The sequence below is a fragment of the Corynebacterium lowii genome, assembly GCF_001412085.1.
Lineage (GTDB): Bacteria > Actinomycetota > Actinomycetes > Mycobacteriales > Mycobacteriaceae > Corynebacterium > Corynebacterium lowii.
On sequence record NZ_LKEV01000001.1, the window covers coordinates 479,838 to 494,611 of the forward strand.

General features: G+C 61.2%; 16 protein-coding genes. 14 read left to right on the forward strand and 2 right to left on the reverse strand.

The genetic code is table 11. The features are described from left to right. Positions 1 to 71: 71 nt before the first annotated feature. The 6 genes from Clow_RS02335 (at position 72) to Clow_RS02360 (ending at position 3,803) form a co-directional block, all read left to right on the forward strand. Positions 72 to 389 carry a WXG100 family type VII secretion target gene (locus Clow_RS02335; RefSeq protein ID WP_055175661.1) on the forward strand — a complete coding sequence of 106 codons (318 nt, stop codon included), beginning with the start codon at positions 72 to 74 and terminating at the stop codon, positions 387 to 389. Between the two features lie 44 nt (positions 390 to 433). After that, complete coding sequence (locus tag Clow_RS02340) at positions 434 to 721, forward strand: WXG100 family type VII secretion target (protein ID WP_055175665.1); 288 nt, start codon at positions 434 to 436, stop codon at positions 719 to 721. A gap of 249 nt (positions 722 to 970) precedes the next feature. Next, on the forward strand, positions 971 to 1,414 hold the full coding sequence (rplM, locus tag Clow_RS02345) for a 50S ribosomal protein L13 (protein ID WP_055175667.1): 444 nt from the start codon (positions 971 to 973) through the stop codon (positions 1,412 to 1,414). Continuing rightward, a complete protein-coding gene (gene rpsI, locus Clow_RS02350) occupies positions 1,411 to 1,956 on the forward strand; it encodes a 30S ribosomal protein S9 (RefSeq protein WP_082418466.1) in 546 nt (181 codons plus the stop codon). The genes rplM and rpsI overlap by 4 nt, the downstream gene beginning before the upstream one ends. Before the next feature lie 102 nt (positions 1,957 to 2,058). Beyond that, complete coding sequence (gene glmM / locus Clow_RS02355) at positions 2,059 to 3,402, forward strand: phosphoglucosamine mutase (RefSeq protein WP_055175669.1); 1,344 nt, start codon at positions 2,059 to 2,061, stop codon at positions 3,400 to 3,402. A gap of 101 nt (positions 3,403 to 3,503) precedes the next feature. Then, positions 3,504 to 3,803 (forward strand): hypothetical protein, encoded by a 300-nt coding sequence (locus Clow_RS02360; RefSeq protein WP_156334536.1) that lies wholly within the window; start codon positions 3,504 to 3,506, stop codon positions 3,801 to 3,803. A gap of 206 nt (positions 3,804 to 4,009) precedes the next feature. Here the strand turns inward: Clow_RS02360 and Clow_RS02365 are convergent, their stop codons facing one another. Beyond that, positions 4,010 to 4,225, reverse strand: a complete 216-nt coding sequence (locus Clow_RS02365) for a hypothetical protein (protein WP_055175673.1) — start codon at positions 4,223 to 4,225, stop codon at positions 4,010 to 4,012. A 1,478-nt stretch (positions 4,226 to 5,703) separates the two neighbouring features. Between Clow_RS02365 and Clow_RS11625 the strand changes: the two genes are divergently transcribed. Continuing rightward, the gene (locus tag Clow_RS11625) at positions 5,704 to 5,982 is read left to right on the forward strand and encodes a hypothetical protein (protein WP_156334538.1); all 279 of its coding nucleotides are present in this window, start codon (positions 5,704 to 5,706) and stop codon (positions 5,980 to 5,982) included. Positions 5,983 to 6,000: 18 nt separating this feature from the next. Here the strand turns inward: Clow_RS11625 and Clow_RS02370 are convergent, their stop codons facing one another. Beyond that, positions 6,001 to 6,846 (reverse strand): dienelactone hydrolase family protein, encoded by an 846-nt coding sequence (locus Clow_RS02370; protein WP_055175676.1) that lies wholly within the window; start codon positions 6,844 to 6,846, stop codon positions 6,001 to 6,003. A gap of 194 nt (positions 6,847 to 7,040) precedes the next feature. Between Clow_RS02370 and glmS the strand changes: the two genes are divergently transcribed. The 7 genes from glmS (at position 7,041) to Clow_RS02405 (ending at position 14,757) form a co-directional block, all read left to right on the forward strand. Further along, positions 7,041 to 8,903 (forward strand): glutamine--fructose-6-phosphate transaminase (isomerizing), encoded by a 1,863-nt coding sequence (glmS, locus tag Clow_RS02375; RefSeq protein ID WP_082418468.1) that lies wholly within the window; start codon positions 7,041 to 7,043, stop codon positions 8,901 to 8,903. Positions 8,904 to 8,929: 26 nt separating this feature from the next. Then, on the forward strand, positions 8,930 to 10,063 hold the full coding sequence (gene alr / locus Clow_RS02380; protein ID WP_055175678.1) for an alanine racemase: 1,134 nt from the start codon (positions 8,930 to 8,932) through the stop codon (positions 10,061 to 10,063). Continuing rightward, positions 10,060 to 10,572: a tRNA (adenosine(37)-N6)-threonylcarbamoyltransferase complex ATPase subunit type 1 TsaE gene (gene tsaE / locus Clow_RS02385; protein WP_055175681.1), complete on the forward strand. Its 513-nt coding sequence runs from the start codon at positions 10,060 to 10,062 to the stop codon at positions 10,570 to 10,572. Before alr ends, tsaE begins: the two co-directional genes overlap by 4 nt. Positions 10,573 to 10,617: 45 nt before the next feature. Beyond that, positions 10,618 to 11,238, forward strand: a complete 621-nt coding sequence (locus tag Clow_RS02390; protein WP_055175685.1) for a vitamin K epoxide reductase family protein — start codon at positions 10,618 to 10,620, stop codon at positions 11,236 to 11,238. Positions 11,239 to 11,416: 178 nt separating this feature from the next. Then, positions 11,417 to 12,373 carry an iron uptake transporter permease EfeU gene (gene efeU / locus Clow_RS02395; RefSeq protein WP_055175687.1) on the forward strand — a complete coding sequence of 319 codons (957 nt, stop codon included), beginning with the start codon at positions 11,417 to 11,419 and terminating at the stop codon, positions 12,371 to 12,373. Between the two features lie 3 nt (positions 12,374 to 12,376). Then, entirely contained in the window at positions 12,377 to 13,546 is a 1,170-nt protein-coding gene (efeO, locus tag Clow_RS02400; protein ID WP_055175690.1) for an iron uptake system protein EfeO, read from the forward strand. Then, on the forward strand, positions 13,546 to 14,757 hold the full coding sequence (locus Clow_RS02405) for a Dyp-type peroxidase (RefSeq protein WP_055175693.1): 1,212 nt from the start codon (positions 13,546 to 13,548) through the stop codon (positions 14,755 to 14,757). Before efeO ends, Clow_RS02405 begins: the two co-directional genes overlap by 1 nt. Positions 14,758 to 14,774 lie beyond the last annotated feature (17 nt).

Sequence of the window (14,774 nt, forward strand, 5' to 3'; positions counted from 1 at the left end):
TAGAAGGCTCCACTGCGGTGGAGTTTTCGCCCGTCACTATTCATTTGAGAGGAAATACGAGGGGGAAAGATATGTCAGGAATGTTCAGAACAGAAGCTGACGTCATGGTGGCCACCGCTGGCCGCGTGGATGACACGAATGGTCAGGTGCAATCCGAATTGACGCGGTTGCAATCGGTGGTCGATGGGGTGAGAGGTTCCTGGGCTGGTAGCGCGCAGGTGAGCTTTGACAACCTCATGGAGCGCTGGAATACCTCGGCGCGAGAGTTGCGTGAGGCACTGACCTCCATCAGCGAGAATATCCGTTCCAATGCTCGCAACTTCGAGGACATGGAAGCACAAAATGCCCAGGCGTTCAGCGCCGTGGGTGGAGCGGGTCTCGCCCTGTAATAGGGCATGGCCACACAGTAACTACCAAGAGAAGGGGGAACACGATGGATCACATTAAGTATTCTTTTGGCGCCATTGAGGCGGCCGCAGGGGACATTCAGGCAACCTCGGGGCGCATTAATGGGCTGCTGGGAGAACTCAAAGCCCTGCTGCAACCGATGGTCGCGGCGTGGGAAGGCGATTCCGCGTTGGCCTATCAGGCCGCGCAAGAAAAATGGGATCGCTCGGCGGAGGATCTGAACCAGATTCTCAGCACGATTTCACGCACCGTTACCCAGGGCAATGATCGCATGGCCGATGTGAACCGCGCGGCGGCGGCCTCCTGGGGCTAAGCCGCGTTCCGTAATCACGGCGGCGGGCTTCGTCATCGCTAGGGCAGGCGCTGGTGCGATGGGGTAGCAACCTTGCCGCCGTGATTATTTTTATGTGTTTTGTTGTATGAACTCGGTGTACTAGAGTTGAACCCCTGTGTGTTGCGCGCACGATGCTTGATCTCGGGTCCCCACCGGCCGCCGTGATCGCAGCGGGGCACACTTATTGGCCGGCAGTCCTGTAGATAAGACCTTCAAGGAGTCACTTAAGTGTCTACTTATCACCCGAAGAGCGGTGACATTACCCGCAAGTGGTATGTCATCGACGCCACTGATGTGGTTCTGGGTCGTCTTGCCACCCACGCTGCTAACCTGCTGCGCGGCAAGGGCAAGCCCCAGTTCGCCCCCAACGTCGATTGCGGCGATCACGTCATCATCATCAATGCTGACAAGGTCGCCGTGAGCTCCAACAAGCGCGAGCGCGAGATGCGCTACCGCCACTCCGGTTACCCCGGTGGCCTTAAGACCATGACCCTTGGTCGTGCTCTGTCCGATCACCCGGAGCGCACCGTGGAAGAGTCCATCCGGGGCATGATGCCGCACAATAAGTTGTCTGACGCTTCCATTAAGAAGCTTCACGTTTACACCGGCTCCGAGCACCCGCACGCTGGTCAGAAGCCGGAGAACTACGAGATCAAGGTGGTGGCCCAGTGACCGAGCCGAACAACAACATCGAGAACAACGTGGCGGATGCCGAGGATCTGGCCGCCGCTGCGGCAGCCACCGAGGAGTTCACCAACACCATCGGTGACCACCTGGTTGCTGAGACCGAAACCGAGGTCGAGGTAGAGGTCGAGCAGGCTGGCGTGGAAGGCCCCATCCAGACCGTGGGTCGTCGTAAGCGCGCCATCGTGCGCGTGCGCCTCGTGCCGGGCACCGGCGAGTTCGTGTGCAACGGTCGTTCCCTGGAAGATTACTTCCCCAACAAGATTCACCAGCAGACCGTGAAGTCCCCGCTGGTGCTGTTGGACCGCGAGGGCCAGTTCGACATCCAGGCCAACCTCAAGGGCGGCGGCCCCACCGGCCAGGCCGGTGCTTTCCGCCTCGCCATCGCTCGCGCCCTCAACGCCTACGCTCCGGCGGATCGCGCGGCGCTGAAGAAGGCTGGCTTCCTCACCCGTGACGCTCGTGCCGTCGAGCGCAAGAAGGCCGGTCTGCACAAGGCACGTCGTGCCCCGCAGTACTCCAAGCGTTAAGTTTTCGCTTTCGCGCACGCCGCTCCTGGTTATCAGGGGCGGCGTTTGCCGTATGTGGGTCGGTGGGCGAGAGTGGGGGCGTCGGCAGGCATAATGGAGCGCATGACTCGACTTTTTGGTACTGATGGCGTGCGCGGATTGGCGAATAAGAATCTCACGGCCTCGTTGGCGTTGAGGCTGGGGGCCGCGGCGGCGCAGGTTCTCACTGCCGAGAAGCAATCATCCAAGCGGCGGCCCACGGCCATCGTCGGGCGCGATCCCCGCGTCTCCGGGGAGATGTTGGCGGCGGCGTTGGCGGCGGGCATGGCCTCTCGGGGCGTCGATGTGCTGCGCGTGGGGGTGCTGCCTACCCCCGCGGTGGCCTTCCTCACCGATGATTACGGGGCGGATATGGGCGTGATGATCTCTGCCTCGCACAACCCCATGCCGGATAACGGAATCAAGTTCTTTTCTGCGGGCGGGCGCAAGCTGCCCGATGCGGTGGAGGATGAGATTGAGGCCGTGATGGCGCAGCTCGTGGAGGAGGGGCCCACGGGGCACGGCGTGGGCAGGGTGATTGAGGAATCGCGCGACGCTCACGAGCGCTACCTGGCTCATCTCCACGAGGCGGTGAAGGTGGATCTTTCCGGTCTGCGCGTGGTGGTCGATGCCGCCAATGGCGCGGCCTCAGAGATCGCTCCGGAGGCTTATCGACGCGCCGGGGCTGAGGTTATCGCCATTCATAACGAGCCCAATGCCTACAACATCAACGATGGCTGCGGCTCCACCCACATCGAGCAGACCCAGCGCGCGGTGCTCGAACACGGTGCTGACCTGGGGCTTGCCCACGATGGCGACGCCGACCGCTGCCTTGCCGTGGACGCTCAGGGACGCGTGGTGGACGGGGATCAGATCATGGCGATCCTGGCCGTGGCGATGAAGGACAATAGCGAGCTGAAAAAGAACACCCTGGTGGCCACGGTAATGAGTAACCTTGGCTTGCGATTGGCGATGGAAGAACAAGGGATCACCGTGGTACCTACAAAGGTGGGCGATCGCTACGTGTTGGAGGAACTCAATGCCTCCGGTTTTAGCCTGGGTGGTGAGCAATCTGGGCACATTATTATTCCCGAGTATGGAACCACGGGTGATGGTGTTCTCACGGGTTTGAGTCTCATGGCTCGTATGGCGGAAACCAAGAAAACCTTGGCGGAATTGGCCGAAGTAATGAAGGTATTGCCGCAGGTGCTTATCAACGTTCCGGTATCTAATAAGAGCGCCATTGCGGGCAATGACCAGGTTATTGCCGCTATGAAGGAGGCAGAGGCGGAGCTGGGAGAAACCGGCCGAGTGCTGCTGCGCCCCTCCGGCACCGAGGAACTCTTCCGCGTGATGGTGGAGGCCGCCGAGGAGGAGCAGGCCCGCAAGGTGGCCGGACAGCTGGCCGCCGTGGTCGCTGCCGTGTGATTTTCCCATAATCTGGCCGTGCTGGGAACCGCTGGGGGTGCGGGGCCAGTCAAAGTAATGGAGAACTCTTTGATTGGCTCCTACCAGCACGAGGGGGATACGTGGAGGAACTATCCATCACACCAGAGGCCGCCAGGGGAATGGTGCGGCGTGGACTTGAGGAATTAGAGGAACGCATAAGAGCGCACCAGTCCGCGCCACCGGGTTTTCCCGCCGTGGCGGCAGGGCAGCAATTTGGAGATTATGGGCGACGCCTCGCAGAGGCATATATGCGTTTACATTCCGTGGAAATGAGCAGAATGCAAACGCTATTGGGGATGTTGCGCTCGACATTGAGGGAAATAGAAGCTATCGACGCCGCGAATAGCCGCCATGCCGAGGACTTGGAGCGCATCGGATGAGCGCGCAAACATACGGCTCAATCCTGGCCGATCTGCACCAGGCCTCCCGTGGACAATATGCGGGCCCGAAGATCGCGGTGGCCGATATTGAACGGGCATTGGGAAGCGTGGAGGGACTTGATCCCGCGGCTATAGGCCAGCACATGAGTTTGGCCGTGGGAAACACGGATGTGACCGGTAGCGGCAAGGGATGGCTGCGTCCACTCTTAGAGATACTCAAGCACGTTGCCTTTGGGCTCATCGGGGATACCGTGGCCGAAGGAGTGCAGGGTTGGTGGAAAAACCGCGGCGATAGCCAGCAGCTCGATGAGGAGGGAAAACAAGCCACCGATGCGCTGAACGATATTACCTGCACCTCCGATACCGCAGCGAAGGAGATCATTTCTGCGCTCGCACAGAGCGTAGCGGTACTGTGCCAGCATCTTCGCTGCCTTAACCCGAGCGCAGGGCTGGAGCATCAAGCGGCCTTTCAATCGACGCTGAGCACGGCTTCCACCCTGGTAGATGAGGCGGCGGGCTCTATTACCGCCCTGTGCCGGGATAGAGATGAGGCAGTGGCGGGTTGCATGGAGAGATTGGTGGAACGCACCAGTCAGGTATGCGAGGCGCCGCAGCCGGCCACGGCGCCGACAGTTTCTACGGCACCCGCGGCTCCTACAGCCCCAACGACTCCTGCGGCTCCGGCGGGGGCCGATACGGCAGCGACACAGAGCGGTGCGAGTCAGCAGTGCGAGAAGGAGCAGCGCACCCCGATTCCTTCTTCGCCGCCTGTTACCGAGCCAGCGGCCGCCTGTGTGTCTCCGACACCGGAAAAGACACTGGGGCCTCCAGTTCCAGCTCCGGCTCCAGCCCCAGTGGGTGAACCGGCTTCATCGTGCGCGACGGCGGGCACTGGTTCTGCGAGTGTTGCGCCTGCTAGTGCTGTGACCGCTAGCACGGTGCCTGCGGGTGCTGTTGATCTTCCTGTGGAACCGGAAACCAAAGAAACTGGTGCTGCCCCACGGGAGTGCGCGCCGCCGCGCGATGCCCAACCGGCAGGCGATCATCTGCCACCGCACGATGGCGCTTCCTCGCGTGATGGTACCCCGGAGCTGGAGGTATCGCCTGCCTCTGGAGCGCCGAGTGCAGAGAAAACATGTGCCGAGAATGAGCCACAAGGAGCACCGGAAAAACCACGCGGGTGTGCTGAGACGGCTGATATGACCGAGATAAAAACGGTGATGACTCAGGCAACAACAGCGGGTTTGGACGCTGTGAAGTGGGGAATGGGCATAGCGCAGCAGGCAGCTGAGGGAGCGCTAGAGGCGGTGGGCTCCTTTGTAGAGGAGGCACAGGAATCGGTGGAGCCGAATCTTGAACCTTGCGCAGATGAACCCTGTGCAGATGCGCCTCGCACAGAGATAGCGGCCTGTGACAATCCTCCGGCGGAAAAGGCGGTAAATGAGGTCGTAAGTTCTGCCACGCCGGAGGGCGTTTGTGGGCAAGAAACCCTAGAATGTCCTCCCGCTGCCCGGGAAGAACCGGCCTCGATGCCACCACCAATGGAGGAATGTGCGGTAGAAGAACCCGCCCCGGCTCCTGCACCAGAGCTGGTAGATCTTGCCTCGGTGCCCGAGCCGCCTCCACCCGCAGAAAAGGTGGCCCACATGCAGGCAGCTTCCAATGCTTCGGTGTCGGGTGAGGTATTTGATGGGGCTTTTGCGGAACCCGTGGTTCCCGTGGCGGAGCAGGAAAGCACAGAGGTAGAACCTGAGCAGCAACCTTCCGTGTCGGCTGAGTCGGCTGAGGTCAATGCGGCGGAAAAACCTTCACCAATAGAGGAACCCACGGAGATAGAGGGAAACGCGGGGCCTCCGGGTGAACCGCGATCAAATGGGGCTAGAAAGGCAGGTGCCTGGTAATGGAATTTGAAGAGTTTGCCCGCCGCTTCCGTGAGCGAGCTACACAGAGAATGTTGGAGTTTGAGGTAGCCCTGGAGCAAAGCCGCCGCGATATGGAAAAAGCGGCGCGGAATAGAAAAAATGGTGGGGGAGTGGCACCGGGAAAGAACACCTCCGCCGATCCTCCTACACCGCAAACGGTGTTACATAAGCATATGTTACGCGAGCCGATGGCACGCGCAGGAGAACCAGGGCAAAGAACAAAAAGACCGGTGCAAGGGGTGCTGAGGAAAAACTGAAAAATCTGCTGCGGAAAATTACAAGGGCATAGAGACCTTGCGGTTGGCGTTAGCCTTTTCTTCGATCTCTTCGGCGCTAAAAGATTCCACCTTCTTAGCGGTGGCCTCGGCGGCGGAGAAACCGGAGTACTTCTTTTCCCCGGCAAGCTGGTGGAGAAGAAAGCCGGTGATGAGGCCGCGCGCGGTTTCTTTGGCGGCGTGCTGGGGGCCAGCGGCCCCTATAAGCAGGTTGCGCAGGGTATTTTCGCTAAAGCCCTGCTGAGTGCCGTCGTTGAGTTCGCGGTAAGCCACTTCACCCTTCCAGTTATGTGCAACGCGGGCGGGGTTCCCGGCGTCGAGAAGCCTATCGCGGCCCGAGCCGAGAATGAGGCCGGGGGCATTCACCGCGCGGGCGGCCTCTTCCGCGGACGGGGAGGTAACGGCCGGGTAAGCACAGACCACCGCTCGCACCTTCTCCTCATTAGCGGAGGCGAGAACGGCGGCTCCGGCTCCCATCCCGTGCCCCACGAGGCCGAGTTTTCCGGGGGAGACAATAACGTTGCCGTGGCCGAGTTTTACTCCGGCGAGGATTTGCAGGCTGGTATTGAGGTCGGCGGCTAGGCTGCGGTGGTCTGGGTTAAAACCGGTTTGAGTATCGGGAGCGGCTACGGCGATACCCCAGCTCGCCAGGTGGCGCAGGGTAGCGTGATAGGCCTTGATATTAGTGATCCAATCGTGCCCAAAGGCGACGGCGGGGATGCCGTTGCCCTCGGCCGGGGTGTACACCTTTCCGGGAAGCCCGGCGTAGGCGAGGTCACCTACCAATACGCGATGTGGCCCGCGCTTGGAGAGTTTGGGCAGATGCTTATTCAGATTCTCAGACACTCCTACAGGATAGTAAACGAGCCAGACCTGTGGGCGGACGCGGGGACGGGTGTGAGGCGCAGGGGACAGGAACGGGGGATAACCACAAAGAAAGAGGCCCGAGGATAACGGGAGGTCCGAAGAAAAGTAAGCAGATGACCTGCGAAGAAGGGCGGTGATGGTGCCTGATTGATCTGTACACTATTGTGGCGCCTATGTGTGGAATCGTTGGATACGTCGGCAACCGCCAGGGCCTCGGCCTGGCCCTTAATGCGCTGCGTCGCATGGAATACCGTGGCTATGATTCGGCGGGCATTGCCGTGGCGAACTCCGGTGGCTTGAACTTTGCCAAGCGCGCCGGGAAGCTCGCCAACCTCGAAGATAAGATCGCGGAGGTTGGCGAGGAGAGCCTGGAAGGGACCACCGCGATTGGGCACACGCGCTGGGCTACGCACGGGCGCCCCACCGATGAGAATGCGCACCCGCACCTTTCCTATGACGGCAAGGTGGCAATCGTTCACAATGGCATTATTGAGAACTTTGCCGTCCTGCGCCCCGAGTTGGATGCGCGCGGCATTGAGATGGTCTCGGAGACCGATTCCGAGACAGCCGCGCACCTCATCGCCCTGGCTTATAACGAGGGCGACACGGCGGGCGATATTCGCGCCAGCACGTTGAAGGTGCTGCGCCGCTTAGAGGGCGCTTTTACGCTGCTGGTGATGCACGCCGATTACCCGGATCAGATTATCGCTGCCCGCCGTTCCACGCCTTTGATCGTGGGCGTGGGTGAGGGCGAGATGTTCCTGGGCTCGGATGTGGCCGCCTTTATCGAGCACACCAAGAATGCCGTGGAGCTCAACCAGGATAATGCCGTGGTGATTAACCGCGATGGTTACGAGATTCTGAACTTCGATGGCACCCCCGCCGAGGGCCGTTCCTTCACGATCGACTGGGACCTCGCCGCCGCAGAAAAGGGCGGTTATAGCTCCTTTATGATGAAGGAGATTCACGAGCAGCCCGCCGCCGTGCGCGATACCCTGGCCGGTCACTTCCAGGATGGGCGCATTGTGCTCGATGAGCAGAACCTCTCCGACGAGGATTTGCGCGCCGTGGATCAGATCTTCGTGGTGGCCTGCGGATCGGCCTATCACTCCGGCCTGCTGGCTAAGTACGCCATTGAGCACTGGGTGCGTATCCCGGTGCAGATTGAGGTGGCCAGCGAGTTCCGCTACCGCGACCCGGTTCTCGGCGCCCGCACGCTCGTCGTGGCGATCTCCCAGTCCGGCGAGACGCTGGACACCCTAGAGGCCGTGCGTTACGCCAAGGCCCAGGGCGCGAAGGTGCTGGCGGTGTGTAACACCAATGGCTCGCAGATTCCGCGCGAGTCGGACGCCGTGCTTTATACCCACGCCGGCCCGGAGATCGGCGTGGCCTCCACCAAGGCGTTCTTGGCACAGGTGGCGGCTAACTACATCGTGGGCCTGGCCCTGGCTCAGGCCAAGGGCACCAAGTACCCGGATGAGATCAAGGAGATTTGGGAGGCTCTGGCGGAGATTCCCGCCAAGGTTGAGGAACTCCTGCCTTCCTCGGAGCAGTGCCGCAACATTGCCACCACCCTGGGGGCCATTCGCACCATGCTCTTCTTGGGGCGCGGGGTGGGTTACCCGGTGGCCTTGGAGGGTGCCCTTAAGCTCAAGGAATTGGCTTATATCCACGCCGAGGGTTTCCCGGCCGGTGAACTCAAGCACGGCCCCATCGCCTTGATTGAGGACGATCTGCCGGTGGTCGTGGTGGTTCCCAGCCCGCGCGGGGTGAAGTTGCTGCACTCCAAGGTGGTATCCAATATCCAGGAGATCCGCGCGCGCGGCGCTAAGACCATCGTGATCGCGGAAGAGGGCGATACCGCCGTGGAGCCCTTTGCTAACTGGCTGATCCGCCTGCCGGAATCCTCCACGATCATGCAGCCGCTGCTGGCCACGGTGCCCCTGCAATTCTTGGCGGCTTATATCGCCCAGGAATGTGGCAATGAGGATATTGATAAGCCGAGGAATCTGGCTAAGTCCGTCACTGTGGAATAATTCCACTGGTGGCACAATAGATCCTCATGGATCTGCTTACTGCTCGCATTGATCTGGGGGCTATTGCGTATAACACCCGCGAGGTGGCGCGCTGGGTGGCCCCCGCCCGCCTCATAGCCGTGGTCAAGGCTGATGGCTACAACCACGGTGCCGTGGAGGTGGCCCGCGTGGCGCTAGCCAATGGCGCGCAGGAGCTGGGGGTGGCCACGCTTGCGGAGGCCATAGAACTGCGGGAGGCCGGGATTACCGCGCCCATTTTGGCCTGGATATGGTCACCGGAGCAGGACATTTCCGCCGCAATCCACCGGGGAATACGCCTGGCGGTCCCCTCGCGCGAGCACGCGCGGGTGCTTATCGACGCCGCCCGCACCGCACAGGAAGCAGGGCAAGGGGGCGTCGATAAGCCGGCGGAAGCCACGATAAAAGTGGAAACCGGCATGCACCGCAGCGGCGTGGACCCGGAGGATTGGGCGGAGGTTTTTGATCTGCTCCGGGATTGCCCGTTCATCCAGGTAACGGGATTGATGAGCCACCTGGCCTGCGCCGATGAGCCGGAGGACCCGGCCACCGATGAGCAGGCCGCGCGGTTTGAGCAGGCTATTGCGCTGGCCCGTGAGCGAGGTTTAGAGGTGCCGGTCAATCACTTGTGTAATTCTCCCGGTGCGCTCACCCGTCCTGATTTGCACCACGAGATGGTGCGCGTGGGGGTGGCTTTGTATGGTTTGGAGCCGGTTGCGGAGCGCGATCATGGTTTGATTCCGGCGATGAGTTGGGTGGGCCGGGTTCTACTGGTTAAGCCCGTGCGCGCGGGGGAGGCCGCCTCCTATGGCTTGACCTGGTGTGCCCCTCACGATGGTTTTCTCGCGGTGATTCCCGCTGGTTATGCCGATGGTCTGCCGCGTTATTGTCAAGGCCACGTGGAGGTGACTGTGGATAACCGGCGTTATCCACAGGTGGGCCGGGTGTGCATGGATCAATTTCTGGTGTGGCTGGGTACAAATGAACACGGAGTTTCCGCCGGGGACGAGGCGGTGATTTTTGGCCAGGGCGGCATGAGTGCCACGGAACTAGCGCAGCGCGTCGGGACGATTAATTACGAGGTGGTGTGCGGGCCGAGGCGCCGCACACAGCGGGTTTATGTGCAGGAGGTAGAGCGGTGAGGGAGAGTTTTCCGGCGCAGGGCTCGCTGCGTTGCGAGCAGGCTGAGGATACCCAGGCCCTCGGAGAGCAGCTGGGAGCGGCTTTGGAGGCCGGTGATGTGGTGCTTCTCGACGGCCCCCTGGGCGCTGGTAAAACCACGCTGACGCAGGGGATCGCCCGTGGGATGGGGGTGCGCGGGAGGGTTACCTCCCCGACGTTTACCATTGCGCGGGAGCACCGCCACCCGCAGGGTGGTCCCGCGCTCATTCATGTGGACGCCTACCGCCTCTTGGGTGAGGAGGCGGGTTCAGGTGCGGCAGGTACCGCCGATCCGGTGGGGGCTCTTGATTCCCTGGACTTGGATTCTGAGTTAGAAAGCGCCGTGGTGGTGGCGGAATGGGGTGGCGGCCTCGTGGAGCAGATCGCTGGGGAGTACCTGTGGCTGCACCTCGATCGCACCACGGCGGTGGAGGAGGACCCCGATTCTGAAGCCAGGATCATATCGTGGCAGTGGCGTGGTGGGGCCTAAGATGAGGTCAGTAATAGTGCGCGGAAAGAAAAGGATGGAAGCGTGATGGCTACGGCAGAGGCGGTAGAAGCCCGCGATGTACAGCGGGGGGAGGCACCCTCTGTCGGCTGGGGCTGGTTGTATGTGCTGGGTGGAATCGTGGGGATCGTGCTCTCTGGCATCATCATGGTGGAGAAGATGAAGCTGGCGGAGGACCCTTCTTACACCACCACTTGTGATCTCAGCGCTGTGGTTTCCTGCGGCAACGTGATGCGCTCCGTGCAGGCGGCGGCCTTTGGTATCCCGAATCCGCTCATCGGGCTCGTAGGCTTTGGCATGGTGGCCCTCATCGGAGCGGCGGTGGCCGCAGGGGGTCGTTTTGCCGGTTGGTTCTGGTTCGGGGCACAGGCGGGGATGACCTTTGCGGTGCTTTTTGTGCATTGGCTGTTCGTGCAGGCGGTGTACGTGATTAATGCTCTGTGCCCTTACTGCATGGGGGTGTGGGCGGTGAGCATCGTGCTTTTTGTGTACGTCACGGCCTTTAATCTGCGAACTTATGGGGATTCGGGCCAGGGGGCTGGTTCTGCCTTTATCCGCGGTTTTGATCGTTGGAAGCTGTTGATCGCCCTGCTGTGGTTGGTGGTCATCGGGGTGGCTATTGTGGTGCAGTTCTGGTCGTATTTTTAGTGCTTGCACTCGAGGGATGAAAGTAGTCTGTATTCTTCCTGTGAGATAGCGCTCATGTGGGGGTAAATGGTGGGGTTATCCCATTGACCTCTCAGGAAAGGCAGGGCTAACTTTTGTGGGGGAGAGGGGATCTGTCCAGGGCCTCTCTCGGTATAGACCGGGAAAGGCGGAGGGTGGAGTGTTCCTTGCTAATTTTCTTATCGCTCTGCGCGAGGGGGTAGAGGCCTCCCTCATCGTGGGGATCTTGGTGGCTAGCTTGGTCAAGATGGATCGACGCGATGTTCTGCCGCGCTTGTGGTTGGGCGTGGCGTTGGCGGCCTTCGTACCGCTGCTCGCAGGAGCGTTGATGACGTGGGGGCCGTACACGCTGACCTTCCAGGCTCAGGAGATTCTTGGCGGTCTGCTTTCCCTCGTGGCCGTGGCGATGATTACCGGGATGGTTCTGTGGATGTCCCAGAACTCGCGGGAGCTCAGCAAGAGTTTGAATGAGCAGACGGCCACGGCGCTGAACAATTCCTCGGGCTGGGGCATCGTGTGGATAGCCGTGATTAGCGTGGGCCGCGAAGGGCTAGAAACCGCCATCTTCGTGTGGGCCACCGTGCGTGCCACCGCTGACGGCGGGCTCTGGCAACCTACGCTCGGCGTGATCTCTGGCCTGTTGGTCGCGGTGTTGATTGGTTGGTTGGTGTATCGGGGAACGGCGCGGATTAATCTGGGGCGCTTTTTCACCCTTACCGGCTACCTCCTCATTGTTGTGGCGGCCGGAATCGTGTCCTATGGTCTCGGGGACCTTCAGGAGGCCGGTGTTATCCCCGGTTGGGGCGTGAGTGCGTATGATCTTTCGCCTTACTTTGATGGTCACATTCCTGGCGTTCACCCCGGAGCATGGTGGTTTGTGCTGGCTGAGGCCATGTTCAACGTCAATCTCGCCCCCACCGTGGTGCAGGTGGTGGGTTGGGTTTCCTATCTCCTCATAGTGCTGCCCTTGTTCTGGTGGCAGCAGCACCGATCACAGGGCAGCGCTGCCCGCAAGAACGGCGCCGTTAACAGCGCCACCAATAACGCTCCTAGCAACAGCACGGCTAGCAACAGCGCCGTTACGAAGGCAGCGCCCGCAGCAAAAGAGAGGTCTTGAGTTATGAAGTTTGTGCGTGTGATTCCGGTTTTGGTGCCCGCCGTGGCGTTGGGTGCGTGCGTGGCTAATGACCCCGAGGAGGTATCGAACGCTCAGGAGACCATCGAGGTCAAAATCACCGATGACACCTGCGAGGTATCCACGGCGGAGACTCCCTCTGGCCGGGTGACCTTCCACCTGCGCAATGAGGGCACGGTGCGCAATGAGTTTGAGGTGCTGGCGGAAGATCGGCTGCGGATTGTGGGCGAGCGGGAAAACCTCGGTCCGGGCACGAGCACGGACTACACGGTGTTGCTGGAACCGGGCAACTACGTCACGGCGTGCAAGAAGAATATGGTGGGGGCCTTGGTGGATGTCCGGGACTTCACCGTCACCCAGGGCGAGGCGGTAGAGGTATCCGCCGATGAGAAGGAACTCATTGACGCCGCGGTGACCAATTACACCGCCTATACGCGCGATCAGGTGGGGCAATTGCTCGCCGCCACGAAGGATTTTGCGGATCTCTACCGCGCCGGAGACGAACAAGCAGCCCGCGAGGCCTATGCTCCCAGCCGCTTGTTCTATGAGCGGATTGAGCCGACCGCGGAGGCCTTTGGTGACCTCGATCCCGCCCTGGATGAGCGCGAGGCCGATCACCAGGCCTCGGAGGAGGCGGGCGAGCGCCCCTGGACGGGCTGGCACCGCATCGAAAAGGATCTGTGGCGCCCCGAGGGATACGAGGGGGAGGACGCCCAAGGGCGAACCGAACTGGCGGATCGCCTGGTATCCGATACCCAGGAGCTTTATGACCTGGTGTATTCCCCGGACTTCTCCGTGACCATCGCGGATATTTCCAATGGCGCCATCGCTCTGCTGGAAGAGGTGGCCACCACCAAGATCACGGGTGAGGAAGAAGCCTTTAGCCACACGGATCTCTATGACTTCCAGGGCAATGTCGAGGGCGCCCGGGTGGCCTATGGCACGGTGGAGGCTTTGGCGCAGCGCAACGATGAGGAGTTGGCGAATACGATCACGGCTCGCTTTGAGGCCCTGCAAAAGGCGCTGGATACTCACCGCGAGAGCGAGGGGTTCGTTTCCTATGACTCCCTGGATGAGAAGGCTCGCCGCGAACTCTCCAACTTGGTGGATGCGCTGCGGGTGCCGCTGGCTACGCTCACCGAGGCCATTGTCTAATGTCCCCCAAGATCAGCCGTCGCGCCATGCTCCTGGGTACCGGCATGAGTGCCGGTACCGCCTTGGGCGGATTCGCCCTGGGGCGGGGTGCGTCGATAAGCCATGCGGAGCAAACAGTGGAGTTCCGCGGGGAGCATCAATCGGGAATCCTCACCCCCGCGCAGCAGCAGATGCTCATGGTGGCCTTTGACATGGTGGGTACGCGCCGGGAAGACCTGGTGGCGTTGCTAGAAAAGTGGACGCTGGCGGCAGAGCGCATGCAGGCGGGGGAGCCGGTGAATACACCGAAGGCGCGCGATGATGTGCCCCCGGATGATACGGGGGAGGCGCTGGGGTTGGAGGCCGCGAGGCTCACGATCACCTTTGGCTTTGGGGCCAGCCTGTTTAAAGAGTCCTTTGGCCTAGAGCAGCGGTGCCCGGAGCCCCTGCAACAGGGGATTCCCCGCATGGCGGCGGAGAAGATTGAGGAAGAGCGCTCGCATGGGGATCTGGTGATTCAGATTTGCGCCGAAGATCCGATGGTGGTGCTGCACGCCATGCACCAGTTCAAGCGCCTGGCTTTTGGCACGGCGGTGGTGCGGTGGATGCAGGTGGGTTATGGGCGCACGGCCTCTACCTCCACGGAACAAGAAACACCCCGGAATCTCTTTGGTTTTAAGGACGGCACCGCCAATATCAAGGCGGAGGATTCTGCGGCGGAGCTCAACGAGCACCTGTGGATACAGTCCGGCGATGAGAGCGGGGCCTGGGCTGCCGGTGGAACGTATCTGTGCGTGCGCAAGATTCATATGATGATGGAGGTGTGGGATGAGCTGATTCTCTCGGAGCAGCAGCGCATCATCGGGCGCGAGAAGATCGAGGGCGGGCCGATGTCGGGTGGTTCGGAGTTTGAAGCGCCGGACTTTAACCACGGCGGCATTGATGTCCACTCCCATTTGTCCACCGTGCACCCCGCGCATAACAACGGAGTGCGCATGTTGCGCCGGGGTTATAACTACACCGAGGGACTCACGGAGCTGGGGCGCCTCCAAGCTGGTTTGTTCTTCATCGCCTATGTGCGCGATCCGCGCACGCACTTTATCCCGGTGCTCTCCCGCATGTCGGAGGATCTGCTCACCGAGTACCTGCAACACATCGCCACGGGTCTTTACCTGGTGCCGCCGGGTATCCGGGAGGGAGATTCCTACGTGGGCCAGCGGCTCCTGGAATAGCCGGAGGTAGCGGCGGG